This is a genomic window from Clostridia bacterium, from assembly GCA_035561135.1.
GTDB lineage: Bacteria > Acidobacteriota > Terriglobia > Terriglobales > Acidobacteriaceae > DATMYA01.
Map to the genome: position 1 here is coordinate 1 of DATMYA010000076.1, position 1,644 is coordinate 1,644.

The 1,644-nt window shown below is 58.2% G+C and carries 2 protein-coding genes; both read left to right on the plus strand.

Going from position 1 to position 1,644, the window contains the following annotated elements:
• Nucleotides 1–781: RluA family pseudouridine synthase (locus tag VN622_15810; GenBank protein ID HWR37326.1), on the plus strand; the 781-nt coding region annotated here is incomplete at its 5' end.
• A 156-nt stretch (nucleotides 782–937) separates the two neighbouring features.
• Nucleotides 938–1,644, plus strand: a 707-nt coding sequence (locus VN622_15815; protein ID HWR37327.1) for an alpha/beta fold hydrolase, incomplete at its 3' end; no start/stop codon positions are given.

Sequence of the window (1,644 nt, forward strand, 5' to 3'; positions counted from 1 at the left end):
AAAACTGAACAACGGCGAAGTCACCCTCAACGGCGTCACCGCCACCGGAAGCGAATCGATCACTTTAGGCCAAACCCTTGTCTGGAACCGTCCACCCTGGATCGAACCAGACTCCCCTCAGCACTTCGGAGTCCTGTATGAAGACCCCCATCTGTTGGCCGTCAACAAACCCAGCGGGCTGCCCACCCTTCCAGGCGGCGGCTTCATGGAGAACACTCTGCTGTGCTTGGTGCAAAAGCAAACCCCCAATGCAAACCGTGTCCACCGGTTGGGCCGAGCAACCACCGGCATCGTCCTCTTCGCCAAAACACCGCAGGCGGCATCTAATCTGTTCGCAAACTGGAACACACCCAGAATTCAAAAAATCTATCGGGCGCTGGCTCGAAACATTGCACAGCACGACGCCTACGAAATCCTCACACCCATCGGCCTCGTACCGCACCCGCGCATCGGTTCCGTGTGGGCCGCCAACCCAAGCGGCAAACCGTCAAAGTCATTAGCAAAGGTGATCTCACGCACCACCAGCACCACAACATTTGAGGTAAGCCTAAATTCGGGCCGCCCTCATCAAGTCAGAATCCATCTGGCATCCATCGGCCATCCCCTGGTAGGCGATCCTCTGTACGGCTTAACCGGCCAGCCTCTTGAACATCTCCCCGGCCTCCCCGGCGATGGAGGATATTTCCTGCACGCGCAACTTCTGAAATTCCACCACCCCATCACCGGAGAACAAATCAATCTTGAGGCAGCTTTGCCGTCCGGATTCTCATTGCATCAGTAGGTTCACGGCGGGAATCAAAATCAGGGTGGCCGTTGAAACCTGCGCGATCCCGCATTCCGAATCCTAACGAAGGGAGCTTAATTACCCTTCGATAATTGGTTGACGGGGCTCTGTACGAGCGGCGCGTGATACGTTGAATCGGCGAGAATGGTGCTTGTGAACTCGAAACCGACGATGAACGAGGCGTCCGTTGCCGTAGGCGACGCCACGCTGTTCACGGAAAGCGTGGGCGATCGCAATGCGCCGGCCGTACTGCTCATCATGGGTGCGATGGCATCCGGCGTGTGGTGGCCCAGCTCATTCTGCGCTCAACTGGCAGGCCACGGGCGATTTGTTATTCGCTACGATCACCGCGATACCGGCCGCTCGACCAGCTATGGCCCGGGTGGAGCTGCGTACTCGACTGAGACGCTTGCCGACGATGTACTCGCAGTTCTTGATGCATACAACGTCGAGAGCGCACATCTCGTTGGGATGTCCCTCGGAGGATACCTGAGTCAGTTGGTCGCACTGAAAGCGCCTCTACGAGTCAAGACACTGACACTGATTGCCTCGCTACGCCTGGCGCTGGCGGACCCGGCGATGCCCGCCATGGATCCACGAGTTCCGGCCTACCACGCGAAAGCGGCCGAAATCGACTGGACCGATCGAGACGCCGTTCTCGAATACCAAGTCGGCGCCTGGCGGCTGCTCACCGGATCTGCACATCCGTTTGACGAAGCGTTCATCCGCGGTCTGGCCCAGGAAGACTGGGATCGTACACCGAATCCATTGACTCCGTTCAATCACGCATGTCTTCGGGATCCTACAGGCTGGACCGACCGGCTTGACGAGATCCACGCACCCGCCCTGATTGTTCATGG